Origin of the sequence: Shigella sonnei (assembly GCF_002950395.1) — a bacterium.
In the GTDB taxonomy this organism is placed as follows: Bacteria; Pseudomonadota; Gammaproteobacteria; order Enterobacterales; family Enterobacteriaceae; genus ECMA0423.
On sequence record NZ_CP026802.1, the window covers coordinates 1,808,400 to 1,833,668 of the forward strand.

Genomic DNA, 25,269 nt, shown 5'->3' on the forward strand with positions numbered 1-25,269 from the left:
TCTGACAACCGTTATGCCTGAACAATATCGTTATACACTGCCCGTCAAAGCGGGTGAGCAGCGTCTGCTGGGCGAGTTAACCGGCGCAGCCTGTGCAACGCTGGTAGCGGAAATTGCCGAACGTCACGCCGGTCCGGTGGTACTCATTGCACCAGATATGCAAAATGCTCTGCGTTTGCATGATGAAATCAGCCAGTTCACCGATCAGATGGTGATGAATCTGGCGGACTGGGAAACTCTTCCCTACGACAGTTTTTCGCCTCATCAGGACATTATCTCCTCGCGCCTTTCCACCCTTTACCAGCTACCGACGATGCAGCGTGGCGTACTGATTGTTCCGGTGAATACGCTTATGCAGCGCGTTTGCCCACACAGTTTTCTCCACGGTCATGCGCTGGTGATGAAAAAAGGTCAGCGCCTGTCACGAGATGCATTACGAACCCAACTGGACAGCGCCGGTTATCGCCATGTTGACCAGGTGATGGAGCACGGCGAATACGCCACGCGCGGCGCGTTGCTGGATCTCTTCCCGATGGGGAGTGAGCTGCCTTATCGTCTTGATTTCTTTGATGATGAAATCGACAGCCTGCGGGTGTTTGACGTCGACAGCCAGCGCACGCTGGAGGAAGTAGAAGCGATCAATCTGCTGCCCGCGCACGAATTTCCGACCGATAAAGCGGCAATTGAACTGTTCCGCAGCCAGTGGCGCGATACCTTCGAAGTGAAGCGCGATCCGGAACATATTTACCAGCAAGTGAGTAAAGGCACATTACCTGCCGGGATCGAGTACTGGCAGCCATTGTTCTTCAGCGAACCACTGCCGCCGCTGTTCAGTTATTTCCCTGCCAATACCTTGCTCGTGAATACTGGCGATCTGGAAACCAGTGCCGAACGTTTCCAGGCTGACACGCTGGCGCGTTTTGAGAATCGCGGCGTCGATCCGATGCGCCCGCTGTTGCCACCACAATCGCTCTGGCTGCGGGTGGACGAGCTCTTCTCAGAGCTGAAAAACTGGCCCCGGGTGCAGCTAAAAACTGAACATTTACCGACAAAAGCCGCGAATGCCAATTTAGGTTTCCAGAAACTGCCAGACCTGGCCGTTCAGGCACAACAAAAAGCGCCGCTGGATGCGCTGCGTAAGTTCCTCGAGACTTTCGACGGTCCGGTGGTGTTCTCGGTAGAAAGTGAAGGTCGCCGTGAAGCGCTGGGTGAACTGCTCGCACGAATTAAAATTGCTCCGCAACGCATTATGCGTCTTGATGAAGCCAGCGACCGTGGGCGTTATCTGATGATTGGCGCTGCCGAACATGGTTTTGTCGATAAGGTGCGTAATCTGGCGCTGATCTGCGAAAGCGATCTGCTCGGTGAACGTGTTGCCCGCCGTCGTCAGGATTCTCGCCGCACCATCAACCCCGATACACTGATCCGTAACCTTGCGGAGCTGCATATTGGTCAGCCGGTGGTCCATCTGGAGCACGGTGTCGGGCGCTATGCCGGAATGACCACGCTCGAAGCGGGCGGCATTACTGGCGAGTATTTGATGCTCACCTATGCCAACGACGCCAAACTGTATGTTCCGGTGTCGTCACTGCATCTGATTAGCCGTTACGCAGGTGGCGCGGAAGAAAACGCCCCGCTGCATAAACTTGGCGGCGATGCGTGGTCACGCGCGCGGCAGAAAGCGGCGGAAAAAGTGCGTGATGTGGCGGCGGAATTGCTGGATATCTACGCGCAACGCGCCGCCAAAGAGGGCTTCGCGTTTAAACACGATCGTGAGCAGTATCAGTTGTTCTGCGACAGCTTCCCGTTTGAAACCACGCCGGATCAGGCGCAGGCCATTAATGCGGTACTTAGCGACATGTGTCAGCCGCTGGCAATGGATCGTCTGGTGTGCGGCGATGTTGGCTTTGGTAAAACAGAAGTGGCGATGCGCGCCGCTTTCCTGGCAGTAGATAACCACAAGCAGGTGGCGGTGTTGGTGCCTACCACCCTTCTCGCGCAGCAGCATTACGACAACTTCCGCGACCGTTTCGCCAACTGGCCGGTACGTATCGAAATGATCTCCCGTTTCCGCAGCGCCAAAGAGCAGACGCAAATCCTTGCGGAAGTGGCGGAAGGGAAAATCGATATTCTGATCGGTACGCACAAACTGCTGCAAAGTGACGTCAAGTTTAAAGATTTAGGCCTGCTGATTGTCGATGAAGAACACCGCTTCGGGGTGCGTCATAAAGAGCGCATTAAAGCGATGCGCGCGAACGTGGATATTCTGACGCTTACTGCAACGCCGATCCCACGCACGCTGAATATGGCAATGAGCGGAATGCGTGACCTGTCGATTATCGCCACGCCGCCCGCCCGTCGTCTGGCAGTTAAAACCTTTGTCCGTGAGTATGACAGCCTGGTGGTCCGGGAGGCGATCCTGCGTGAAATTTTGCGCGGGGGGCAGGTTTATTATCTCTACAATGATGTGGAAAACATCCAGAAAGCTGCCGAACGGCTGGCAGAACTGGTGCCAGAAGCGCGGATCGCCATCGGTCACGGGCAGATGCGCGAGCGCGAACTGGAACGGGTGATGAATGATTTCCATCATCAACGTTTCAACGTGCTGGTTTGTACAACCATTATCGAAACCGGGATCGACATCCCGACAGCCAACACCATTATCATTGAACGCGCGGATCACTTCGGTCTGGCGCAGCTGCACCAGTTACGCGGTCGCGTCGGACGTTCGCATCATCAGGCATATGCATGGTTGCTGACACCGCATCCAAAAGCGATGACTACCGATGCACAAAAACGTCTTGAAGCGATTGCCTCGCTGGAAGATCTCGGGGCAGGTTTTGCGCTGGCAACGCACGATCTGGAGATTCGCGGCGCGGGTGAACTGCTTGGCGAAGAACAAAGCGGCTCAATGGAAACCATCGGTTTCTCGCTGTATATGGAGTTGCTGGAAAACGCCGTCGATGCACTGAAAGCCGGACGCGAGCCGTCGCTGGAAGATCTCACCAGCCAGCAAACAGAAGTCGAGCTGCGGATGCCGTCGCTATTGCCAGATGATTTCATTCCTGACGTGAATACGCGTTTGTCGTTCTATAAACGTATTGCCAGCGCCAAAACGGAAAACGAACTGGAAGAGATCAAAGTCGAGCTTATCGATCGCTTCGGCCTGCTGCCAGATCCGGCGCGTACCCTGCTGGATATTGCCCGTCTGCGCCAGCAAGCGCAGAAACTGGGGATCAGGAAGCTGGAAGGTAATGAGAAAGGCGGGGTGATCGAATTTGCCGAGAAGAATCACGTTAATCCGGCCTGGTTGATTGGTTTGCTGCAAAAACAGCCGCAGCATTACCGCCTTGATGGTCCGACGCGCCTGAAATTTATTCAGGATTTGAGTGAGCGGAAAACGCGTATCGAATGGGTACGCCAGTTTATGCGTGAACTGGAAGAGAACGCGATCGCTTAATGGTAAATCGGGGGCGTTTCTGCGCCCCCATCTGCAACATTTACAAATTCTTTGCACTTCCCTGCACTATCCGACACTGTCACCATCCATAATTCAGGCTTATCTGTTTATTACAATAACCTTATATTTATTATTGATTTTTGGTGATGATCAAAACGCGTTTTTCTCGCTGGCTAACGTTTTTTACGTTCGCCGCTGCCGTGGCGCTACCGGCAAAAGCCAACACCTAGCCGCTGCCGCCAGCGAGCAGTCGTCTGGTTGGCGAAAACAAATTTCATGTGGTGGAAAATGACGGTGGTTCTCTGGAAGCCATCGCCAAAAAATATAACGTCGGCTTTCTCGCTCTGTTACAGGCTAACCCCGGCGTTGATCCTTACGTACCGCGCGCGGGCAGCGTGTTAACGATCCCGTTGCAAACCCTACTTCCAGACGCGCCGCGCGAAGGCATTGTGATCAACATTGCGGAGCTGCGTCTCTATTACTACCCGCCGGGTAAAAATTCGGTAACCGTGTATCCAATAGGTATTGGTCAGTTAGGTGGTGACACGCTGACACCGACAATGGTGACCACCGTTTCAGACAAACGTGCAAACCCAACCTGGACGCCAACGGCAAACATCCGCGCCCGTTATAAAGCACAGGGAATTGAGTTGCCTACGGTAGTGCCGGCTGGACCGGATAACCCAATGGGCCATCATGCGATTCGTCTGGCGGCCTATGGCGGCGTTTATTTGCTTCACGGTACGAACGCCGATTTCGGCATTGGCATGCGGGTAAGTTCTGGCTGTATTCGTCTGCGGGATGACGATATCAAAACACTCTTTAGCCAGGTCACCCCAGGCACCAAAGTGAATATCATCAACACTCCGATAAAAGTCTCTGCCGAACCAAACGGTGCGCGTCTGGTTGAAGTACATCAGCCGCTGTCAGAGAAGATTGATGACGATCCGCAGCTGCTGCCAATTACGCTGAATAGCGCAATGCAATCATTTAAAGATGCAGCACAAACTGACGCTGAAGTGATGCAACATGTGATGGATGTCCGTTCCGGGATGCCGGTGGATGTCCGCCGTCATCAAGTGAGCCCACAAACTCTGTAAATCCTGGATAAAAAAAATCCCCGCGACACGGCATGTCGCGGGGAAAAAATCAGCAGTAGCAGGCATTAATGAGGGTTAATGCTTATTTATAAATTACTGCTGTTCCATGGAGGGTATTCGGACCGGTTACAGAAGTAATACGGAAAGATTTTGCGCCCATCTCATCCGCTTTTTGCGCCAGCTGCTCTTCCAGCGATCCCAGATTTGTCCCCGCGTTAGCACTGATAGTACCGACTTTTTGTTGGCCTTCTGGCGTTGACTGAACTTCGACAGCCGCAAAGTTGGCAAATGACATGGAGCTTAAAATCGCCGCAGCGATGAGGGTTTTTACGTTTTTCATAATAGTGGCCTTATGCAGATGAATGACGTCGCAAGAAATTACTTAACGATCGATAACTAAATGATAGATGTGATCTGGATCACATACAAGATATTTTTTATAACAATCATTAATTAATTTAAAAATCTTTAAATTTCAGTTAAATAGAAAGCAATTATTTTTATGGGATCTGGACTGGTGAACGGAGGTGATTATTTTTATAATAACCTTTCATTCACAGTCACCAGGTTCAACGGCATCATGGCAACTGACTCAACACAATGTGTAAAAAAAAGCCGTGGCCGCCCAAAAGTGTTCGACAGGGATGCCGCGCTTGATAAGGCCATGAAATTGTTCTGGCAACACGGTTATGAAGCGACTTCTCTTGCGGACCTCGTCGAAGCGACCGGAGCCAAAGCGCCCACGCTATACGCGGAATTTACCAACAAAGAGGGGTTATTTCGTGCCGTTCTCGACCGCTATATCGATCGTTTTGCCGCTAAGCATGAAGCACAGCTGTTTTGTGAAGAGAAAAGCGTGGAGTCTGCGCTGGCTGACTATTTTGCTGCCATCGCCAACTGCTTTACCAGCAAAGACACCCCGGCAGGCTGCTTCATGATCAACAACTGCACCACCCTCTCCCCAGATTCAGGAGATATCGCCAATACGTTGAAATCACGCCATGCGATGCAAGAGCGCACTTTGCAGCAGTTTTTATGTCAACGACAAGCGCGCGGGGAAATCCCGACCCACTGTGACGTGACACATCTGGCAGAATTCCTTAATTGTATTATTCAGGGGATGTCGATCAGCGCACGCGAAGGTGCATCGCTGGAAAAACTGATGCAGATTGCCGGAACGACTTTGCGTTTATGGCCCGAACTGGTGAAATAAGTCGCAAAAAAAGCCCCTCAGCCTGAGCGAATGAGGGGCCAAATTGCAGAGTACAGCCTTGTTATACTTTGTTATTCAAAATCAGTTGCCCGTTACTATCTAGCGGGATCTGCGTACCCGGATCGCGGTCCATGCGGATTTTGCCCTGCTGATCGCCAATCTTATAGGTCACATCATAACCGAGCATTTTTTCTGACTTGTCATACACCGTTTTACAACGCTGTTGCGTAGTCGTGTAAGTATCGCTTTCCTGGAGAGAGCCCTGGATCTGGTTACCGGCATATCCACCACCCAGCGCCCCCACAACAGTGGCGACATCTTTACCACGACCACCACCAAACTGATGCCCTATCACGCCGCCAGCAACAGCGCCGAGCACCGACCCGGTAATGCGATTTTCATCCTGCACCGGTCGACGATGGGTCACTGTGACGTTGCGACACTCCTGACGCGGTGTTTTAACCGTTTCCTTGATTGGGGTTGCAGAAACAACCTGAGCGTATTGCGGGCCCCGTTCAAACACGTTCAGACTGGCCACTGCCGCTACGCCCAGCGCAGCTGCGACACCAATCCCGATACCCGCCAACATTGATTTATTCACGGGAACACCTCCTTCTTTGCAGTTATGCCAATCATGCAAGCGAAGGAGAAAAGCAGCTATCAGACAGAAGATGAAAAGCGCGGGAATGGCTGGAAATACTTAAGGATTCGGAGAAGTCTGAAGGAATGCCTGATGCGACGCTTAACGCGTCTTATCAGGCCTACCGCTCGTACCATTTGTCCAGGGCGGATGAGGCGTTTATGCCACATCCGCCAGTGTACGTCGATTAATGCAACTTCAAACGCGGACGGATAACGCGGTTAATACTCCCCACCAGCATCATTAATCCGGTTTTAAAGTAACCATGCAGCGCAATCTGATGCATTCGGTATAGCGAGATATATACAAAGCGCGCAATTCGTCCTTCAATCATCATTGAGCCGCGCGTCAGGTTACCCATCAGGCTACCGACAGTGGAGAAGTTCGACAGCGATACCAGCGAACCATGATCTTTATACTGATAATTTTTCAGCGGTTTACCGTTCATCTGCGCCAGAATATTGTTCATTGCGCAGGTCGCCATCTGGTGTGCAGCCTGAGCACGCGGCGGAACAAAGCCCCCTTCCGGACGCGGGCATGACGCGCAGTCGCCAATAGCGTAAATGTCTGGATCGCGGGTGGTTTGCAGCGTCGGTTCCACCACCAGCTGGTTGATACGGTTGGTTTCAAGACCACCGATATCTTTCAGGAAGTCTGGCGCTTTGATCCCGGCTGCCCACACCATCAGATCAGCCTCAATATATTCACCATCTTTAGTGTGCAGGCCGCCTTCATCAGCACTGGTGACCATGGTTTGCGTCAGCACGCGAACGCCAAGTTTCGTTAGCTCGTTGTGGGCCGCAGCAGAGATACGTGGCGGTAATGCAGGCAAAATACGTTCTCCCGCTTCTACCAGCGTTACGTTCAGGGCTTCGTTGGTCAGGCCTTTGTAACCGTAGCTGTGCAGTTGCTTGACCGCATTGTGCAATTCAGCGGAGAGTTCTACACCCGTCGCGCCGCCGCCGACAATCGCAATGTTCACTTTACCATTCGCGCCCAGGTTGGCGGAGTATTTCAGGAACAGATTCAGCATCTCCTGGTGGAAGCGACGCGCCTGGTGCGGGTTATCGAGGAAAATGCAGTTCTCTTTGACACCTGGCGTATTGAAATCGTTAGAGGTGCTACCCAGCGCCATTACCAGGGTGTCATAGGCGATTTTACGTTCCGGAACCAGCAGTTCACCTTTCTCATCGCGCAGTTCTGCAATAGTGATTGTTTTCGCTTCACGATCAATATCAATGACGGAACCCAGCTGGAACTGGAAACCATGATTGCGCGCATGGGCCAGATAGCTCAACGCATCGACGCCTTCATCAAGCGAGCCAGTCGCCACTTCGTGCAGCAGCGGTTTCCACAGATGGCTGTGGTTACGATCGACCAGCGTAATTTTGGCTTTTTTCTTGCGTCCCAGCTTATGCCCCAGCTGTGTTGCCATTTCCAGCCCACCAGCACCGCCGCCGACAATCACAATTTTTTTCAATGGCGTAGTCAACGTGACCCCCTTAAATTTATTAACCAATTGTTAATTAATGGTTATAAACATAGCTCTTAATTAACAACAGGTTACAGCAATGAAAATGTTCTTCGCTATTGAGAATAACATGAATGGTGCATTGGTCATACCAAAATTGATGTTAATCAAGTTTTGTTGCTGAAAAGATAGGCGACTTTACCGGGTGAGATCAAAAAACAGAGTTTATTGTTTATTATTTGAGCAAGTCCGGAAGGGTGATATAGGGTGACGCGTATATCGAGGGCGTTTGGTCGTCCTGATAAGATGCGCAGCATCGCATCAGGCATTGATGCTCGACTGTCGGATGCGGCGTAAACGCCTTATCCGACTTACAGAATTCGGAGCGCATCAGGTACCGGCAAGGTTACCTGATGCGACGAGGGCATTTACCCGAGGGTTTTGAACGCCTTAATGCGCTGCAAATGCGGGGAGATATTCTTGAATTTGTGCGTCTGCTCTTCGTCCCAGACAATCTCGTAATAATGATGCAACTCTTCAGATGTCCGCTGGCTGTTAAGCGCTTCATCATTACGCGACAAAATCACCAGGCAACGATCGCGATTCTTCTCGCGGAAGTTGGTCACACACTTAGTGGCAATATCGGCATACTCTTCCGGGCGATCAATCTTGCCTTCCATGTTCTCATAAGGGAACAAATTAGGGTTGAAGATCACCTGGCGGATATCGCAAAGAAAACCAATCCGTTCCGCCCAGTATCCGCCCAGACCAACGCCGCAAATCAGCGGACGCTCGTCGACGTTCAGTTGCAACATTTTGTCCACTTCTTTGAGCAGATGCTGCATATCATGTTTCGGATGCCGCGTACTGTAGCTTATCAAGCGTACATCCGGGTCAATAAACTGCAATTGTAAGACTTTCTCGTGGTTACCCGGACTGTTAGAGTCAAAACCGTGTAAATAGATAATCATCGCTTCCTCACATAAGCCAGGGTTAGTGACCTGCTTTCTCTTCCTGCCAGCGTTCATGTAACTGATTCAGACGGGTGCTGATCGCCTTCCAGCGAGCCGAGTCCATCAGTTCCTGTCGCGAAAATGAACCTTTATGATACAAACGTGTAACACGTTCTGCCTTGATCGGTGACAGATTATCTAACACGCTGACGGCCCCTTTACGATTATTGCAGACCAGGATCATATCGCAACCTGCGTCCAGTGATGCCTGCCCGCGTTCGGCATAACTGCCCATAATCGCGGCACCTTCCATCGATAAATCGTCAGAGAAAATTACACCGTCAAAACACAGTTCCTGACGCAAAACGGTTTTCAGCCAGTAGGAAGAACCGCTCGCCGGACGCGGATCAACATCACTGTAGATCACATGCGCAGGCATAATGGCGTCGAGTTTATTTTCGCGGATTAAGGAACTGAAGACCGACATATCTTTAGCGCGAATCTCCGCTTGTGGACGTGGATCGCACGGTGTTTCTTTGTGTGAGTCTGCCGTTACTGCACCGTGTCCTGGGAAGTGTTTCCCGGTCGTTTTCATTCCGGCTTCATGCATACCATCAATAAACCGGCTGGCAATTGCCAGGGCTTTTTGTGGATCGGCATGATAAGAACGCTCGCCAATCGCCGCGCTGATATGCCCGACATCCAGCACTGGCGCAAAGCTGATATCAATATCCATAGCGATCATTTCGCTGGCCATCAGCCAACCCGCCTCTTGCGCCAGTTTGCCGCCCTCTTCCATTCCCAACAGCGCAGCAAAGGATTGTGCTGCCGGTAAGCGGGTAAAACCTTCGCGAAAACGCTGCACGCGTCCACCTTCCTGATCTACCGCCACCACCAGATGATTGCGCGATGCTGCGCGGATCTGGCGCACCAGTTCACGTAACTGGGCAGGATCATGATAGTTACGCGTAAAGAGAATCAGCCCTCCCACCAGCGGATGCGCCAGTATTTCACGCTCTTCCGCGTCCAGTTCGTAACCTTCGACATCCAACATTACTGGACCCACACTGCTCTCCTTATTGTTTTATTAATAGCTGCCGCCAGGTGTCATCGGCCAGCCTGATAAATTGTTGATCGCCGATTTGTCGCCAGCGGTACTCAAACCACCCTGCTTTGAGCATCAGCAGCCAGGGAAACCATCGCCTGACCTGACGCCATAATTGCGCCGGATAAATCTTCGCGCGAGTGGCATAGTCATTGACCAATTGCCGGTGCTGTTCAGTATTTTCCACCCACACCGCCGCCAGTTCCAGCGCGATATCACCATCTCCGGCATACTCCCAGTCGATGAGTTTTAACCCTGACGCGCTATGCACTAAATTTCCGGCGTGGACATCCATATGCAATGGACTTAAGCGTAAAGGCCGTGGTTCCCGCGCTTTGCGCAGACGTTTTAACATTCGCAGCCAACCCACAGTCCGCCGCGCCGGATCGCTTTGCTGCCAGTACAGTTCCAGTAAGGGCAACAGCGTTATTCGCCAGCCAAAACGTGGTTGTTGATGAAGATAATACAGCAAGCCTGCCAGTTCGTTGGTATCCGGCAAATACGTTTTTACCGCGCCGGGCAGATAGTCGACTACCATCCAGTCACGGAGATATAAATGCGGCTTCGGTGCAATGCTTGCGGGTAGTTGTGATAAAGCCCGATACTGGCGCAAGAACGCGGACTGCGGCGCATCAGGATCGTGCGGCTGACGCACAACAAAACGCTGGCCCTGATGTTCAATGAGAAAACTACCGCCACTAAGCCCACTATTAAACGTCGTGACGGGATGAAACTGCGGGAAAAAGCGCGACAGCAATTCGTCGCGCGTGATGGGATTATTGCTGCGAAACGGCACCTTTACCTGACCAGATAATTTCGCCCGTCTGCACCAGCATCAGCTGCATTTGTAGGGTCGGAGCGTTAACGTTGCCAGAGGCGCTGGAGTACAGCACGTAATGAGCGCCGACATTGCGGGCAATGCCTATGGCTTTACTACGGGTACCTAAACTGTCCTGCGGCGACAAACCTAACTGTTGCTTAGCCATCGACAGCTGCTGGGCGGAAACCAGGGTAAATTTCCCGTTATTAGCCAGCGCATTTCGCAGCGTTTCGGTCGCTTCTGCGGCATTCAGCGAACCGTTAGTACGGTTGTTAACGCTATCAACCAGCAGGACGCTACCCGCAGTCACCCCGTCAGCCCCAAGCATCTTACTGACCATCGGCTGCATTGCGCCATTCCAGTCATAATGGCGAATATGCGGCGCAGGCGGTGCCGTTTGATCTTCGTGCTCAATTGGGCCTGGCTGCTGCGGGATCGTCGGCACCGAGGGCACTGTGGGGACAGGCTGTTGTGGCTCGGCTGGTTGTTCCGGCGCTGGTTTCACTTCTTCTACCGGTGCAGGTTCACGTTGCCCCACACACCCGGCGAGAAACATCGCCAGCGCGGTAATCAAGGCGTAGCGACTCATTTTTGTCATCAAGATTCACCCCTTACAAATATAGATAAAGTCTGACTTTGTGCGCCCCCAGAAAATTGGCGCTGCCGTACAGCGTTACCGCCGAATGTGCGGGAATGCTAACGCTGCGTGGCCTTTCCAGAGGATGCATCTCCAGCCCTCTGGCGTCATACCAGTAAAAACGATAATGAACGGTAACGGGTTCTTGCCTTTCGTTATAAAGCGTTGAGGATGCTGAAGGTTGAATATCAGACGTCGAAAGGACGGGCTTTTCTGCACTGATGCCCGCAGCCAATAAAGATGACTCCATCACCAGCGATTGCTCATCATTCACCGGAATTTCCGGATGTGAACGACAGCCCACCAGCAGTAACAACGCCAGAGACACCAGCCCAAAGCATCCTTTTCTCATCGTTACAGACCTTTATGCGCCAGCATTGGTCCCAGCGGACGGCCACCCAACAAGTGCATATGGATGTGGTAAACCTCTTGTCCGCCATGGCGGTTGGTATTCATGATCAGACGATAGCCATCTTCGGCAATACCTTCTTGCTCAGCAATTTTTGCCGCTACGGTGATCATGCGTCCCAGCGCCTGCTCATGCTCAGCTGACACGTCGTTCACAGTCGGAATGAGGATATTCGGAATGATCAGAATATGCGTTGGCGCTTGCGGCGAAATATCGCGAAACGCCGTTACCAGATCATCCTGGTAGACGATATCGGAGGGGATCTCACGACGAATAATTTTGCTGAATATAGTTTCTTCTGCCACGACATTTTCCTTTTTCAAATAGCCATGCGTTGCGCCATGCTACGCCGCGCCACACTGCGAGTATAGAGTATGGTCGAGTTAAACCTGCTCTTTCAACCTTAACTCACGATTTCTTAAGCAAAAAATCGTTTTGCTGCCGTATATATCGCCATTATTCCCATTTCTGCCTGCGAATGCGCTGAAAAGACATTCTCTGTTTGGTTTACACGACAAATATGAATGCGCATATTTCTCATTTGCATTTACAAACAAAATTATTCGCACACTAAATATAACCGCTCATCACCCTCCTCCGGCATGAGCCTGACGACAACATAAACCAAGAGATTTCAAATGCTTTCAACACAATTTAACAGGGATAATCAATATCAAGCCATCACCAAACCGTCACTACTTGCCGGTTGCATAGCACTGGCACTATTACCTTCTGCCGCTTTTGCTGCACCAGCCACTGAAGAAACGGTGATTGTTGAGGGTTCAGCCACAGCTCCAGATGATGGCGAAAATGATTACAGCGTAACGTCTACCTCTGCGGGTACCAAAATGCAGATGACTCAACTTGATATTCCTCAGTCGGTCACTATTGTTAGCCAGCAGCGGATGGAAGATCAGCAGTTACAAACGCTGGGCGAAGTGATGGAAAACACGCTGGGGATCAGCAAAAGTCAGGCGGATTCCGATCGTGCTCTTTATTATTCCCGTGGATTCCAGATCGATAACTATATGGTTGATGGTATCCCCACCTATTTTGAATCGCGCTGGAATCTGGGCGACGCACTTTCTGATATGGCACTCTTTGAACGCGTAGAAGTAGTGCGTGGCGCGACAGGACTCATGACCGGGACGGGTAATCCATCTGCGGCAATTAATATGGTTCGAAAACACGCGACCAGTCGTGAATTTAAAGGCGATGTCTCGGCGGAATACGGTAGCTGGAACAAAGAACGGTATGTGGCGGATTTACAAAGCCCACTCACCGAAGACGGTAAAATCCGCGCGCGAATTGTCGGCGGCTACCAGAATAACGACTCATGGCTGGACCGCTACAACAGTGAAAAGACCTTCTTCTCGGGCATTGTCGATGCTGATTTAGGCGATCTTACGACGCTTTCAGCCGGTTACGAATATCAGCGCATTGATGTTAATAGCCCAACCTGGGGCGGTTTACCGCGCTGGAATACTGATGGCAGCAGCAACAGTTACGATCGTGCACGCAGTACCGCACCTGACTGGGCGTACAACGATAAAGAGATCAACAAGGTCTTTATGACCCTGAAGCAGCGGTTTGCTGATACCTGGCAAGCGACACTGAATGCCACCCACTCTGAAGTCGAATTTGACAGCAAAATGATGTATGTCGATGCCTATGTAAACAAAGCGGATGGTATGCTGGTTGGGCCATACAGTAATTATGGACCTGGCTTTGATTATGTCGGCGGCACCGGTTGGAACAGTGGCAAACGTAAAGTTGATGCGCTGGATTTGTTCGCTGACGGTAGTTATGAATTGTTTGGTCGTCAGCACAATCTAGTGTTTGGTGGCAGTTACAGCAAACAAAACAATCGTTACTTCAGTTCATGGGCCAACATCTTCCCGGATGAAATTGGCAGTTTCTACAACTTTAATGGCAATTTCCCACAAACCGACTGGTCACCACAGAGCCTGGCACAGGACGATACCACACATATGAAATCGTTATATGCTGCTACTCGAGTCACCCTTGCCGATCCGCTGCATCTGATCCTCGGCGCACGTTATACCAACTGGCGGGTTGATACGCTGACTTACAGCATGGAGAAAAACCACACCACGCCTTACGCTGGTCTGGTGTTTGACATCAATGACAACTGGTCGACCTACGCCAGCTATACCTCTATTTTCCAGCCGCAAAATGATCGTGACAGTTCAGGCAAATATCTGGCTCCAATCACCGGTAACAACTACGAGCTGGGTCTGAAATCGGACTGGATGAATAGCCGTCTGACCACCACGTTAGCCATCTTCCGTATTGAGCAGGATAATGTCGCTCAGTCCACCGGTACACCTATCCCCGGCAGCAACGGCGAAACCGCCTATAAAGCGGTGGATGGGACAGTCAGTAAAGGGGTGGAATTTGAACTCAACGGCGCAATTACCGACAACTGGCAGCTGACATTTGGCGCAACGCGCTATATTGCAGAGGATAACGAAGGAAACGCCGTTAATCCTAATCTGCCACGCACCACGGTTAAAATGTTCACCAGCTATCGGTTGCCTGTCATGCCAGAGTTGACAGTCGGCGGTGGTGTTAACTGGCAAAATCGCGTGTATACCGACACCGTGACACCGTATGGCACCTTCCGCGCCGAGCAAGGTAGCTACGCGCTGGTGGATCTCTTCACCCGCTACCAGGTGACGAAAAACTTCTCGTTACAGGGGAACGTCAATAACCTGTTCGACAAAACCTACGATACCAACATGGAAGGTTCTATCGTCTACGGCGCACCGCGTAATTTCAGCATTACCGGCACGTATCAATTCTGAATAACACCTGTAAAAAAGGCAGCCATCTGGCGGCCTTAGTCTCCCCAACGTCTTACGGATTAGTGGTTACGGATGTACTCATCCATCTCGGTTTTCAGGTTATCGGATTTAGTACCGAAAATCGCCTGAACACCAGAACCAGCAACCACTACGCCCGCTGCGCCCAGTTTCTTCAGGCCAGCCTGATCCACTTTAGACACATCAGCAACGCTGACGCGCAGACGGGTAATACATGCGTCGAGGTTAGTAATGTTTTCTTTACCACCAAATGCAGCAACCAGAGCCGGTGCCATTTCGCTGGTACCTGTTGCTTTTGCATCTTCAGTCGCGTCTTCACGACCCGGCGTTTTCAGATCCAGTGCTTTAATCAGCACGCGGAAGATGGTGTAGTAAACAATCGCATAACCGATACCGACGATCGGGAACAGCCACAGTTTGCTGCTGTTACCAGACAGAACGATAAAGTCGATCAGACCGTGCGAGAACGACGTACCGTCACGCATCCCCAGAAGAATACAGATTGGGAATGCCAGGCCTGCCAGAATCGCGTGGATGATGTACAGGATCGGCGCAACGAACATGAAGGAGAACTCGATCGGCTCGGTGATACCGGTCAGGAACGAGGTCAGCGCCGCGGAGATCATAATACCGCCCACTTTCGCGCGGTTTTCTGGTTTAGCAGAGTGCCAGATAGCAATTGCGGCAGCTGGCAGACCGTACATTTTGAACAGGAAGCCACCAGACAGTTTACCCGCAGTCGGGTCACCCGCCATATAACGCGGAATGTCGCCGTGGAAAACCTGACCTGCTGCGTTGGTGTATTCACCAATCTGCATCTGGAAAGGTACGTTCCAGATGTGGTGCAGACCAAACGGCACCAGGCAACGTTCGATGAAACCGTAAATGCCAAACGCAACTACCGGGTTCTGGTAAGCAGCCCACTGAGAGAAGGTCTGGATTGCAGAACCAATCGGCGGCCAAATGAAGGACAGCACAACGCCAGTAAAGATGGCAGCCAGGCCAGAAATGATCGGCACAAAGCGTTTACCGGCAAAGAAGCCAAGATACTCAGGCAGCTTAATACGGTAGAAACGGTTAAACATGTACGCTGCGATCGCACCGGAGATAATCCCTCCGAGTACGCCAGTATCCGCCAGGTGTTTAGAGGCGATTTCTTCAGCAGGTAAATGCAGTACCAGTGGCGCAACCACGGCCATGGTTTTAACCATGATGCCATAGGCAACAACTGCGGCCAGCGCGGATACGCCATCGTTATTGGTAAAGCCGAGGGCGACACCGATCGCAAAAATCAGTGGCATGTTTGCAAAGACGGAACCGCCTGCTTCTGCCATAACATGCGATACAACGGCGGGCAGCCAGCTGAAATTCGCGGAACCGACGCCCAGCAGAATACCTGCGATAGGCAGTACGGATACCGGCAGCATCAGCGATTTACCGACCTTTTGCAGGTTAGCAAATGCATTCTTAAACATAATTGAGAGTGCTCCTGAGTATGGGTGCTTTTTTTACGTTCTCACGCGTGGCAAGGGGGGAGAGCCTCGCCGTGTACAGGGCATCTAAGCGCCCTTTATTTATTACACAGAGTAAAATAATTCAGTGCCGATTTGTTTGACGGCTATCACGTTTCAACTTCAGATCATTGGAGAAGTTGCACATTTTGACAAAACATATGTCACAATATTTCAAACGTGGTTATTCACCGCCCAATTTTCGGCGGTGAACTTTACTCGTTTTAGCCATTAATTACGAGCTTTAAAAAAACTCATTCAACGGATGGATTGAAGGCGGGAAGCGTCGATGTGAAACAGACGGGCGAAGTTATCGGTGGTTACCTGCGCCAGTTCTTCAACGGCAACACCTTTCAACACAGCCATGTATTCTGCAACGTCACGAACCATCGCAGGTTGATTCTCTTTTCCTCGATGCGGTACCGGCGCAAGGTAAGGTGAGTCAGTTTCCACCAGTAACCGATCCAGGGGGACATAACGCGCAGCATCTCGAAGTTGCTCCGCATTACGGAAGGTCACAATGCCGGAAAAGGAGATGTAAAATCCGAGATCCAGTAATTTACCCGCCGTTTCTCTGTCCTCTGTAAAACAGTGTAGTACGCCACCGCAATCCGTCACTTTTTCTTCGCGCAGAATTGCCAGCGTATCGGCGCGGGCGTCACGGGTATGGACGATAACCGGCTTGTTCAGTTCACGACCAATCTGGATATGATGGATGAAGGACTCTTGCTGACGAACTTTAGTTTCCGGTGTGTAATAATAATCCAGCCCGGTTTCACCCAGCGCTACAACACCCTCTTCTGCCGCCAGACGGCGTAAATCTTCTACATCGTAGGGATCATTCTGGTTGAGTGGATGCACGCCACAAGAAAATACGACGTTGTCACGTTCGCCTACCAGATCCCGCATATGTAAATAACCCGGTAATGTTGTGGCGACTGCCAGACAAAATTTCACATCGCGTGCGGCGGCTTTCGCCAGAACGTCATCCACGTCCTTATGCAAAGATTCATAATCCAGACCATCGAGATGGCAGTGTGAGTCGACTAAAAACATGATGTCTCTCTTAAAGATGAGGAACCGGTAGCACAACGCCCGGTTGCAGGTAATGCTCAATACGCAGTAAAAGATCGGTGATGAGAAGCTCGCGGTTGATGCCTGTGACAGACATTAACTGTTCACGAATGTGGCAAACATCCCCCAGTATAGCCTGCAGGCGCGAGGGAGAAAGATGGTTTGCCAGTTCGACGACAAGGCCCGGCACATCAACATTGGTCACCTGCGCAGCACCATGATGGCGTTTTAGCGCATCCATCAGCAACGTTGCCAGCCAGTGTAAACGCGCCGGAGCTTGTTCATGATTAAGGGCCGCCAGCAGCGAATACCAGTCGCCCGATGGCACGCTATATGCCAATGCCTGACACAATGTTTCACGAGCCTGCCAGTTATCTCCCTGAAACAACGCCAGTGCCGCGCCAGGCGAACCGGCGCTTAAGCGCAATGCGGCAAGTAATGCATCCTGTGACATTGTCACTTCGCGTGAAAGCCAGGTCACGGCGTACTGTTCCGGCGGCGGCGCAAGGTAATGTAACCGACAACGACTACGTAATGTTGCCAGTAAACGTTCAGGCTCGCGGGTAGCCAGGAAAAACCAGGTTTCTGCTGGTGGCTCTTCAAGCGTTTTCAGCAATGCGTTAGCCGCGGCGTCGGTCAGTAAGGCAGCATCGGTTACCCAGACAACTTTCGCACCACCTAGGCGTGCGTGCTCATTCAGCTTTTCGGTGACCTCACGTACTGCATCAATGCCCAGCGTATTTTTCCCTTTTTCGGGAGCCAGGGTGTAGTAATCGGGATGCGTGCCAGCCTGCATCAACTGACATCCACGACAGTGACCGCAACTTTTGTGGCCCTGCGGTTGTTGGCAGAGTAAATAACGGCTCAGGGCGTAGATTAAAGCATCATCGCCCATGCCCGGTAACGCCTGAATGAGTAGCGCATGGTGACCTCTTCCGGCCTGATAGCTGGCTACCAGTTTTTCGAAATCAGGTCGTAACCATGGATACCATCTCATGCGTCCAACTCCTTCACCCAGTGGGTCACGGTAGTGCGGATTGCATCCATCACGGCCTCCAGCGGCTGGGTGGCATCAATGGTATGAATACTTTTATCTTGTGCAGCCAGTTCCAGATAGCGGGCGCGGGTGCGATTAAAGAAATCGAAAGACTCTTGCTCAATACGATCCAGCTCGCCGCGCGCACGCGCGCGTTTTAAGCCAACTTCCGGGGTAACATCGAGATAGAGCGTTAAGTCGGGGCGAAAATCCCCGAGAACAGCATCACGCAGTGTTGCCAGCATATGTTGGTCAATACCACGTCCTCCGCCCTGATACGCCTGAGTGGAGAGATCGTGGCGATCGCCAATCACCCAGGTGCCGTTAGCCAGAGCTGGTTTGATGACCGTTTCTACCAGTTGAACGCGCGCGGCATAAAACATCAGAACTTCGGCTTTATCGGTAATGACTTCATCGCCTACCGATTTGATATCCAGCACCAGGCTTCTTAACTTTTCGGCAAGTTGCGTACCGCCAGGTTCCCGAGTGAAAACCATGTCGCGGATACCCAGTTGCTCAAGCGTCTCAACCACCACATTACGCGCGGTAGTTTTGCCTGCGCCTTCCAGCCCCTCAATGACGATATACTTACTGCGCATTTTTTTCCTTAAGCACTTTCAGATAATCCTGCACAGACTTGTTATGGCTGGCAAGATTGGTATTAAACGTGTGACCACCTTTACCATCGGCCACAAAATAGAGATACGGCGTTTTTGCCGGATGCGCAGCAGCCTTCAGCGAATCCGCCCCCGGCGTAGCTATCGCACCCGGCGGCAAACCGGTAATGGTATAGGTGTTATACGCTGTCGGCGTTTCCAGGTCTGCACGAGAAAGTTTGCCATTATAACGCTCTCCCATCCCGTAAATCACGGTTGGGTCGGTCTGCAGGCGCATACCAATGCGTAAACGGTTGATAAATACCGAGGCAACCTGATCGCGTTCACTGGCAACGGCGGTTTCTTTTTCGATAATTGATGCCATCGTCACCAGCTGATTTTTATCTTTATAAGGCAGACCGTCCGCACGCCCTTCCCAGGCGCTATCGACCGCTTTCACCATTTTCTTGTGCGCTCGCTTGAGTAACGCGACATCGGTGGTATTGGCGGTATACATCCAGGTGTCTGGCCAGAACCAACCTTCAATCCACTCCGGGTTTTCCAGTTCAAGTGCCTGCGCTACGGTGGCGTACTTATCGTCACTCAGCGTGTGCTTGATATACGGAGCCTCACGCAATTGCTTGAGGTAGTCGCTCAGACGCATCCCTTCTACCAGTCGCAGCGGGAACTGTGCTTCTTTACCGCTTTCCAGCAATTTCAGCATCTCGCGCACGGTCATCTGCGGTGTAAAGCGGTAAGTCCCGGCTTTAAAGTGAGAAAGATCCGGTTCGATACGCAGCAACCATTGAAAAACCCGTGGGCGATTGATGATCTTATCGGCATAAAGCTGTTCACCAAGCGCCAGACGTCCGGTCCCTGGCTTCAGGGTAAATATCGTCTCTTCTTTGATAAGCAATTTGCTGTCGGCAAGATGGCGAACCTTCCAGACGCCCACACCAGCGGCGATACCCAGTACCACCAGCAATAACAAGATAATCAATAACACTTTTTTCATGACTAATTCGGGCGCTCACAAAGTGGGGCTAAATATTCATATAACGTTGCTGACGAAAAGGAGACATCGCCACAGGCACGTACGGGCATCACTGGCATTAACGCATTACAAATAACCATCTCATCTGCCTGCAACGCCTCTTCCAGAGAGGCTTGCACTTCGACAAGCTGATAAGAGGATTGTGCCAGCAAACGGATACAGAATTGTCGCATAATGCCGTTAACACCTGCCTGATCCAGACGCGGCGTATAAACTACATTGCCCTTCCGCCAGAACAAATTAGCCGCACAGCATTCCGTAACCCACCCTTCGCTGTCAAGGACCAGCGCCTCATCAGCGTTTGTCTGCTCAAGATGAGAGCGGATCAATACTTGCTCAAGCCGATTAAGATGTTTAATACCTGCAAGATGAGGATTGCGCCCCAGCCGCACCGGGCTTAGCGCCAACGTCATCCCTTCGTTACGCAAACGGTCGTAATGTGCAGGATAAACCGTAACGGAGAGAATCCGCGTTGCCGGTCCACTGTTCAATGTGCTGTACCCTCGCCCGCCACTACCGCGACTGATCACGACTTTCAGCACACCATTTTGCTGTTCTGCTGCCAGCGTTTTCATCTCTTGTTCAAGCTGAGGCCAGAAGTCACAGAAAATCATCAACCGCTGACAAGCATCCTGTAGTCGCTGGATATGCGCCGATAACAAACTGACTTTACCGTCGATAACTCTGGCGGTGGTAAAACAACCATCACCAAACTGCGTTGCCCGATCGCTTACTGCCAGCGATTCCTGCTTATGACCGTTAATTAAGAACATACCGGCTCCTTATCAGAGAATTGTTAGTGTGGCAGCATGTTCACTACGGAACAAGTCGGAATAAAAGCTAAGAAAAAAGGCCCGCAAGCGGACCTTTTATATGGGTGGGAAATGACAACTTAGATCTTTTTAAAGATCAAAGAACCATTAGTGCCACCGAAGCCGAAGGAGTTACACAGCGTGTATTCCATTCCGCTGACCTGACGTGCTTCATGCGGTACGAAATCCAGATCGCAACCTTCATCCGGGTTATCCAGGTTGATGGTTGGCGGAACAGCCTGATCGCGCAGCGCCAGGATGGAGTAGATAGATTCTACTGCACCCGCCGCACCTAACAGGTGACCGGTCATAGATTTCGTGGAGCTTACCAACACACGGCTTGCAGCTTCACCGAAGATGGTTTTCACCGCCTGCGCTTCAGCTTTATCGCCAGCCGGCGTAGAAGTACCGTGCGCGTTAACGTAGCCAATCTGACTCGCTTCAATGCCTGCATCACGCAGAGCATTTGCCATCGCCAGAGCTGCGCCTGCGCCATTTTCTGGCGGTGACGTCATATGATAAGCATCGCTGCTCATACCAAAGCCGACGAGTTCAGCGTAAATTTTCGCACCGCGTTTTTTCGCGTGTTCGTACTCTTCAAGTACCAGCATACCGGCACCATCGCCCAGTACGAAGCCATCACGCTCTTTATCCCACGGGCGGCTCGCCGCTTGCGGGTTATCATTGCGGGTAGATAATGCACGTGCCGCGCCAAAACCACCAACACCCAGCGGCGTACTGGCTTTCTCTGCGCCACCTGCAACCATCACGTCAGCATCGCCATACGCGATAATACGCGCAGCATGGCCAATGTTGTGCACGCCGGAAGTACAGGCGGTCGCGATAGAGATGCTTGGGCCACGCAGGCCATACATGATAGTCAGATGACCTGCCACCATGTTCACAATCGTTGACGGAACGAAGAATGGGCTGATCTTACGTGGACCACCGTTCATCAGAGATGTGTGGTTTTCTTCGATCAGTCCGAGGCCGCCAATCCCGGAGCCAATTGCGGCACCAATGCGGGTTGCGTTCTCTTCCGTTATATCAAGGCCAGAATCCTGCATGGCCTGAACGCCAGCGACAATTCCATATTGAATGAAGGCATCCATCTTGCGCTGTTCTTTGCGCGAGATAATGTCCTCACAGTTAAAATCCTTTACTAAGCCAGCAAATTTCGTTGCATAGGCGCTAGTATCGAAATGGTCGATTAGGCTGATGCCACTCTGACCGGCAAGCAGAGCTTTCCAGGTAGACTCTACGGTATTGCCGACAGGAGACAACATGCCCAGTCCGGTCACAACTACACGACGCTTAGACACGTTTGTCCTCCAGGGAGGGAAAAAATGATTCTAGTGGGACAAAAAGATAAAACTCAGGCGGTCGAACGACCGCCTGGAGATGTTCACTTACGCCTGGTGGCCGTTGATGTAATCAATGGCAGCCTGAACGGTGGTGATTTTCTCAGCTTCTTCGTCCGGAATCTCAGTATCAAACTCTTCTTCCAGAGCCATTACCAGCTCAACGGTGTCAAGAGAATCCGCGCCCAGGTCTTCAACGAAAGAAGCATTGTTGGTAACTTCTTCCTGCTTAACGCCCAGCTGTTCGCCGATAATTTTCTTAACGCGTTCTTCGATAGTGCTCATACTCTTAAATTTCCTATCAAAACTCGCTTTCGCGATGGTTTTCGTAGTGTATAAAATGTTGAAAAATTTGCAACTAAATCCCGGCAGGTCTTACCACGATTTTACGTTATTTTGAGGCCTTACCCCCCAATAACGCAAATCATTTTGCACTAATTATTACTCATAACCACGCAGACTGCGCGCAACATGAGCATTTTGTGCAAATCGCGGTCAGACCATGTACATCCCGCCGTTCACATGCAAAGTTTCACCCGTGATGTAAGCTGCTTCGTCGGATGCCAGGAATGCAACCGCGTTGGCGATTTCCTGTGCGCCGCCGAGGCGACCCGCAGGAACCTGCGCCAGGATACCCGCACGCTGGTCATCGCTCAGCGCACGTGTCATGTCCGTTTCAATAAAGCCCGGAGCAACAACGTTTACAGTAATACCGCGTGACGCAACTTCGCGCGCCAGTGATTTACTGAAGCCGATCAAGCCCGCTTTCGCCGCAGCGTAGTTGGCCTGACCGCCATTTCCCATGGTACCAACCACAGAACCGATAGTGATAATACGACCATGACGCTTTTTCATCATAGCGCGCATTACCGCTTTTGACAGACGGAAAACAGATGAAAGGTTGGTTTCGATAATATCGTTCCACTCTTCATCTTTCATTCGCATTAACAGGTTATCACGAGTGATACCGGCATTATTGACCAGGATATCCACTTCACCAAATTCTGCGCGAATTTTTTCCAGAACAGATTCGATAGATGCCGGGTCGGTCACATTCAACATCAGACCTTTGCCGTTGGCACCTAAATAATCGCTGATCGCCTGAGCGCCATTTTCACTGGTCGCAGTGCCAATAACTTTCGCGCCACGGGCTGCGAGCGTTTCAGCAATTGCGCGGCCAATTCCGCGGCTTGCACCGGTTACCAGTGCGATTTTTCCTTCAAAATTCATGATTTTCCTCTTTTAAAGCTCAAGCGCCGCTGCCATCGCTGAAGGTTCGTTCAGCGCCGAGGCGGTCAGGGTGTCGACAATGCGTTTCGTCAGGCCAGTAAGCACCTTGCCCGGGCCGACTTCATAGAGATGTTCTACGCCTTGCGCTGCCATGTACTCAACAGACTTCGTCCACTGAACCGGGTTATACAACTGACGTACCAGTGCGTCACGGATGGCATCACCATTGGTTTCGCATTTCACATCAACGTTATTCACAACAGAAACTGTTGGTGCGTTAAAGGTGATTTTCGCTAATTCTACTGCCAGTTTGTCGGCTGCTGGTTTCATCAGCGCACAGTGAGACGGTACGCTCACTGGTAACGGCAGAGCACGTTTTGCGCCCGCAGCTTTACAGGCAGCGCCAGCACGCTCAACCGCTTCTTTATGACCGGCAATAACCACCTGTCCCGGAGAGTTAAAGTTTACCGGAGAAACGACCTGACCTGCTGCAGCTTCTTCACACGCTTTCGCAATAGACGCATCATCCAGACCGATGATTGCCGCCATAGCGCCCGTACCTTCCGGTACGGCTTCTTGCATGAGCTTGCCGCGCATCTCAACCAGACGCACCGCATCAGCGAAATCAATCACACCAGCGCAAACCAGCGCGGAATATTCCCCCAGGCTGTGACCGGCCATCATTGCCGGTGCTTTACCGCCCTGCTGCTGCCATACGCGGTACAGCGCAACAGAGGCAGTCAACAGCGCTGGCTGGGTTTGCCAGGTTTTATTCAGTTCTTCAGCTGGCCCCTGCTGGGTCAGCGCCCACAGGTCGTAGCCCAGCGCCGCAGAAGCTTCAGCAAACGTTTCTTCGACAATTGGATAGCTCGCCGCCATATCAGCCAGCATTCCAACGGTTTGAGAACCCTGTCCAGGGAACACAAATGCAAATTGCGTCATGTTTTAATCCTTATCCTAGAAACGAACCAGCGCGGAGCCCCAGGTGAATCCACCGCCAAAGGCTTCAAGCAGAACCAACTGCCCCGGCTTAATGCGCCCGTCGCGTACAGCTTCATCCAGCGCGCACGGGACAGAGGCCGCAGAGGTATTACCGTGGCGATCCAGCGTCACCACGACATTGTCCATAGACATACCGAGTTTTTTCGCCGTTGCACTGATAATACGCAGGTTAGCCTGATGCGGAACCAGCCAGTCCAGTTGAGAACGGTCAAGATTATTTGCCGCCAGCGTCTCATCAACGATGTGCGCCAGTTCCGTTACCGCAACCTTGAAGACTTCGTTGCCCGCCATCGTCAGATGAATTGAATTCTCTGGATTCACACGGTCAGCATTAGGCAGCGTCAGCAACTCACCATAGCTACCGTCGGCATGCAGATGGGTGGAGATGATTCCCGGCTCTTCAGAGGCAGCCAGCACCGCAGCGCCCGCGCCATCGCCAAAAATAATAATAGTCCCACGATCGGTTGGATCGCAGGTGCGCGCCAGTACATCGGAACCGACGACCAGAGCATACTTCACCGCCCCAGATTTCACGTATTGATCGGCTACGCTTAATGCATAGGTGAAACCTGCGCAGGCTGCTGCAACGTCAAATGCCGGGCAACCTTTAATGCCCAGCATGCTTTGAATCTGACAAGCTGCGCTCGGGAAAGCGTGCGTAGCAGAAGTCGTTGCCACAACGATCAGGCCAATCTGGTCTTTCTCAATGCCCGCCATCTCAATTGCGCGTGTCGCCGCTTCAAAGCCCATGGTTGAAACGGTTTCGTTTGGCGCGGCAATGTGGCGTTCGCGGATACCGGTACGAGTGACAATCCACTCGTCAGAGGTGTCCACCATTTTTTCCAAATCGGCGTTTGTCCGCACTTGTTCGGGCAGATAGCTGCCAGTACCAATAATCTTCGTATACATGTACGCTCAGTCACTTTTCGGTTATATACC

General features: G+C 51.6%; 23 protein-coding genes and 1 pseudogene. 4 read left to right on the plus strand and 20 right to left on the minus strand.

Annotated features, from left to right (window positions below; genetic code table 11):
• The first annotated feature begins 13 nt into the window (after positions 1–13).
• Both mfd and ldtC read left to right on the plus strand, forming a co-directional pair.
• A complete protein-coding gene (gene mfd / locus C1P89_RS09770) occupies positions 14–3,460 on the plus strand; it encodes a transcription-repair coupling factor (protein ID WP_004999615.1) in 3,447 nt (1,148 codons plus the stop codon).
• Between the two features lie 143 nt (positions 3,461–3,603).
• Positions 3,604–4,560: pseudogene (gene ldtC / locus C1P89_RS09775) on the plus strand (L,D-transpeptidase LdtC).
• 82 nt (positions 4,561–4,642) lie between these two features.
• On the opposite strand, the gene bhsA reads toward ldtC, so the two are convergent.
• The gene (gene bhsA, locus C1P89_RS09780; RefSeq protein WP_000800146.1) at positions 4,643–4,900 is read right to left on the minus strand and encodes a multiple stress resistance protein BhsA; all 258 of its coding nucleotides are present in this window, start codon (positions 4,898–4,900) and stop codon (positions 4,643–4,645) included.
• Between the two features lie 240 nt (positions 4,901–5,140).
• Here bhsA and comR point away from each other — a divergent pair, with 240 nt between their 5' ends.
• A complete protein-coding gene (comR, locus tag C1P89_RS09785; RefSeq protein WP_000179805.1) occupies positions 5,141–5,773 on the plus strand; it encodes a TetR family copper-responsive transcriptional repressor ComR in 633 nt (210 codons plus the stop codon).
• A 61-nt stretch (positions 5,774–5,834) separates the two neighbouring features.
• On the opposite strand, the gene C1P89_RS09790 is transcribed toward comR, so the two are convergent.
• The 8 genes from C1P89_RS09790 to hinT all read right to left on the minus strand — a co-directional run bounded on the left by C1P89_RS09790 (position 5,835) and on the right by hinT (position 12,113).
• A complete protein-coding gene (locus tag C1P89_RS09790; protein WP_001043459.1) occupies positions 5,835–6,374 on the minus strand; it encodes a glycine zipper 2TM domain-containing protein in 540 nt (179 codons plus the stop codon).
• 226 nt (positions 6,375–6,600) lie between these two features.
• The gene (gene ndh, locus C1P89_RS09795; RefSeq protein ID WP_000211045.1) at positions 6,601–7,905 is read right to left on the minus strand and encodes an NADH-quinone dehydrogenase; all 1,305 of its coding nucleotides are present in this window, start codon (positions 7,903–7,905) and stop codon (positions 6,601–6,603) included.
• A 407-nt stretch (positions 7,906–8,312) separates the two neighbouring features.
• Entirely contained in the window at positions 8,313–8,855 is a 543-nt protein-coding gene (gene ycfP / locus C1P89_RS09800) for an alpha/beta hydrolase YcfP (RefSeq protein ID WP_000587933.1), read from the minus strand.
• 22 nt (positions 8,856–8,877) lie between these two features.
• Complete coding sequence (gene nagZ / locus C1P89_RS09805) at positions 8,878–9,903, minus strand: beta-N-acetylhexosaminidase (protein WP_000529303.1); 1,026 nt, start codon at positions 9,901–9,903, stop codon at positions 8,878–8,880.
• Between the two features lie 10 nt (positions 9,904–9,913).
• On the minus strand, positions 9,914–10,738 hold the full coding sequence (gene thiK, locus C1P89_RS09810; protein WP_001116578.1) for a thiamine kinase: 825 nt from the start codon (positions 10,736–10,738) through the stop codon (positions 9,914–9,916).
• Complete coding sequence (lpoB, locus tag C1P89_RS09815) at positions 10,719–11,360, minus strand: penicillin-binding protein activator LpoB (RefSeq protein WP_000164439.1); 642 nt, start codon at positions 11,358–11,360, stop codon at positions 10,719–10,721. Before lpoB ends, thiK begins: the two co-directional genes overlap by 20 nt.
• 13 nt (positions 11,361–11,373) lie before the next feature.
• On the minus strand, positions 11,374–11,751 hold the full coding sequence (locus tag C1P89_RS09820) for a YcfL family putative periplasmic lipoprotein (protein WP_001225279.1): 378 nt from the start codon (positions 11,749–11,751) through the stop codon (positions 11,374–11,376).
• A 2-nt stretch (positions 11,752–11,753) separates the two neighbouring features.
• A complete protein-coding gene (hinT, locus tag C1P89_RS09825; protein ID WP_000807125.1) occupies positions 11,754–12,113 on the minus strand; it encodes a purine nucleoside phosphoramidase in 360 nt (119 codons plus the stop codon).
• Between the two features lie 333 nt (positions 12,114–12,446).
• On the opposite strand from hinT, the gene fhuE reads away from it, so the two are divergent.
• Entirely contained in the window at positions 12,447–14,636 is a 2,190-nt protein-coding gene (gene fhuE, locus C1P89_RS09830) for a ferric-rhodotorulic acid/ferric-coprogen receptor FhuE (protein ID WP_000953430.1), read from the plus strand.
• 59 nt (positions 14,637–14,695) lie between these two features.
• Here the strand turns inward: fhuE and ptsG are convergent, their stop codons facing one another.
• The 11 genes from ptsG to fabH form a co-directional block, all read right to left on the minus strand.
• Positions 14,696–16,129 carry a PTS glucose transporter subunit IIBC gene (gene ptsG / locus C1P89_RS09835; protein WP_000475719.1) on the minus strand — a complete coding sequence of 478 codons (1,434 nt, stop codon included), beginning with the start codon at positions 16,127–16,129 and terminating at the stop codon, positions 14,696–14,698.
• Between the two features lie 294 nt (positions 16,130–16,423).
• Positions 16,424–17,221, minus strand: a complete 798-nt coding sequence (locus C1P89_RS09840; protein ID WP_000480245.1) for a metal-dependent hydrolase — start codon at positions 17,219–17,221, stop codon at positions 16,424–16,426.
• 10 nt (positions 17,222–17,231) lie between these two features.
• Positions 17,232–18,236 carry a DNA polymerase III subunit delta' gene (gene holB, locus C1P89_RS09845; RefSeq protein ID WP_001267945.1) on the minus strand — a complete coding sequence of 335 codons (1,005 nt, stop codon included), beginning with the start codon at positions 18,234–18,236 and terminating at the stop codon, positions 17,232–17,234.
• Entirely contained in the window at positions 18,233–18,874 is a 642-nt protein-coding gene (gene tmk / locus C1P89_RS09850; RefSeq protein ID WP_001257000.1) for a dTMP kinase, read from the minus strand. The genes holB and tmk overlap by 4 nt, the downstream gene beginning before the upstream one ends.
• A complete protein-coding gene (gene yceG, locus C1P89_RS09855; RefSeq protein WP_000756838.1) occupies positions 18,864–19,886 on the minus strand; it encodes a cell division protein YceG in 1,023 nt (340 codons plus the stop codon). Before yceG ends, tmk begins: the two co-directional genes overlap by 11 nt.
• Positions 19,887–19,888: 2 nt before the next feature.
• Positions 19,889–20,698, minus strand: coding sequence for an aminodeoxychorismate lyase (gene pabC / locus C1P89_RS09860; protein ID WP_000478674.1), 810 nt, complete (start codon positions 20,696–20,698; stop codon positions 19,889–19,891).
• A 119-nt stretch (positions 20,699–20,817) separates the two neighbouring features.
• Positions 20,818–22,059, minus strand: a complete 1,242-nt coding sequence (fabF, locus tag C1P89_RS09865) for a beta-ketoacyl-ACP synthase II (protein ID WP_000044674.1) — start codon at positions 22,057–22,059, stop codon at positions 20,818–20,820.
• A gap of 87 nt (positions 22,060–22,146) precedes the next feature.
• Positions 22,147–22,383 carry an acyl carrier protein gene (acpP, locus tag C1P89_RS09870; protein ID WP_000103754.1) on the minus strand — a complete coding sequence of 79 codons (237 nt, stop codon included), beginning with the start codon at positions 22,381–22,383 and terminating at the stop codon, positions 22,147–22,149.
• 210 nt (positions 22,384–22,593) lie between these two features.
• On the minus strand, positions 22,594–23,328 hold the full coding sequence (fabG, locus tag C1P89_RS09875) for a 3-oxoacyl-ACP reductase FabG (RefSeq protein WP_001008535.1): 735 nt from the start codon (positions 23,326–23,328) through the stop codon (positions 22,594–22,596).
• A gap of 12 nt (positions 23,329–23,340) precedes the next feature.
• Positions 23,341–24,270, minus strand: coding sequence for an ACP S-malonyltransferase (gene fabD, locus C1P89_RS09880; RefSeq protein WP_000191382.1), 930 nt, complete (start codon positions 24,268–24,270; stop codon positions 23,341–23,343).
• 15 nt (positions 24,271–24,285) lie between these two features.
• Entirely contained in the window at positions 24,286–25,239 is a 954-nt protein-coding gene (gene fabH, locus C1P89_RS09885) for a beta-ketoacyl-ACP synthase III (RefSeq protein ID WP_000288132.1), read from the minus strand.
• Positions 25,240–25,269: the final 30 nt, after the last annotated feature.

Excerpts from the sequence above, each read along its gene's own strand:
- mfd (WP_004999615.1), top strand. The coding sequence starts at position 14 with ATGCCTGAACAATATCGTTATACACTGCCCGTCAAAGCGGGTGAGCAG.
- bhsA (WP_000800146.1), bottom strand. The coding sequence starts at position 4,900 with ATGAAAAACGTAAAAACCCTCATCGCTGCGGCGATTTTAAGCTCCATG.
- comR (WP_000179805.1), top strand. The coding sequence starts at position 5,141 with ATGGCAACTGACTCAACACAATGTGTAAAAAAAAGCCGTGGCCGCCCA.
- ycfP (WP_000587933.1), bottom strand. The coding sequence starts at position 8,855 with ATGATTATCTATTTACACGGTTTTGACTCTAACAGTCCGGGTAACCAC.
- lpoB (WP_000164439.1), bottom strand. The coding sequence starts at position 11,360 with ATGACAAAAATGAGTCGCTACGCCTTGATTACCGCGCTGGCGATGTTT.
- C1P89_RS09820 (WP_001225279.1), bottom strand. The coding sequence starts at position 11,751 with ATGAGAAAAGGATGCTTTGGGCTGGTGTCTCTGGCGTTGTTACTGCTG.
- fhuE (WP_000953430.1), top strand. The coding sequence starts at position 12,447 with ATGCTTTCAACACAATTTAACAGGGATAATCAATATCAAGCCATCACC.
- ptsG (WP_000475719.1), bottom strand. The coding sequence starts at position 16,129 with ATGTTTAAGAATGCATTTGCTAACCTGCAAAAGGTCGGTAAATCGCTG.
- C1P89_RS09840 (WP_000480245.1), bottom strand. The coding sequence starts at position 17,221 with ATGTTTTTAGTCGACTCACACTGCCATCTCGATGGTCTGGATTATGAA.
- holB (WP_001267945.1), bottom strand. The coding sequence starts at position 18,236 with ATGAGATGGTATCCATGGTTACGACCTGATTTCGAAAAACTGGTAGCC.
- tmk (WP_001257000.1), bottom strand. The coding sequence starts at position 18,874 with ATGCGCAGTAAGTATATCGTCATTGAGGGGCTGGAAGGCGCAGGCAAA.
- yceG (WP_000756838.1), bottom strand. The coding sequence starts at position 19,886 with ATGAAAAAAGTGTTATTGATTATCTTGTTATTGCTGGTGGTACTGGGT.
- pabC (WP_000478674.1), bottom strand. The coding sequence starts at position 20,698 with ATGTTCTTAATTAACGGTCATAAGCAGGAATCGCTGGCAGTAAGCGAT.
- acpP (WP_000103754.1), bottom strand. The coding sequence starts at position 22,383 with ATGAGCACTATCGAAGAACGCGTTAAGAAAATTATCGGCGAACAGCTG.
- fabG (WP_001008535.1), bottom strand. The coding sequence starts at position 23,328 with ATGAATTTTGAAGGAAAAATCGCACTGGTAACCGGTGCAAGCCGCGGA.
- fabD (WP_000191382.1), bottom strand. The coding sequence starts at position 24,270 with ATGACGCAATTTGCATTTGTGTTCCCTGGACAGGGTTCTCAAACCGTT.
- fabH (WP_000288132.1), bottom strand. The coding sequence starts at position 25,239 with ATGTATACGAAGATTATTGGTACTGGCAGCTATCTGCCCGAACAAGTG.